At 62.7% G+C, this 255-nt stretch carries 1 protein-coding gene; it reads right to left on the bottom strand.

Annotated features, from left to right (window positions below):
• Window positions 1–246, bottom strand: a 246-nt coding sequence (locus tag ACLGE8_RS22715) for a hypothetical protein (protein ID WP_411001377.1), incomplete at its 3' end; no start/stop codon positions are given.
• Between the last annotated feature and the right edge of the window lie 9 nt (window positions 247–255).

The following is a 255-nucleotide window of genomic DNA, read 5'->3' on the forward strand; positions in this document are numbered from 1 at the left end:
CCCGTCGCCGGTCACATCATCAATAACGATGGTCACCTCCGGCGCACTCAGATCACGGACCACCCCGGTGTCGTCGGTGTCGCTGCCCCTGTTATCCGCCGCGTCGTAGCCGTTGACGCTGACCTCAATCTGCGTGCCGTCCTGCAGCAGCTCCGTCGGCACCTTCACCGACCAGCTCAGATCCGCCTGCACCGTCGCGGTAAAGGTCTGGTCACCGATGGTGATTTGTACTTCATCCCAGCGCACCACGTCCTC

Source organism: Kluyvera sp. 142486 (assembly GCF_046569695.1).
Lineage (GTDB): Bacteria > Pseudomonadota > Gammaproteobacteria > Enterobacterales > Enterobacteriaceae > Kluyvera.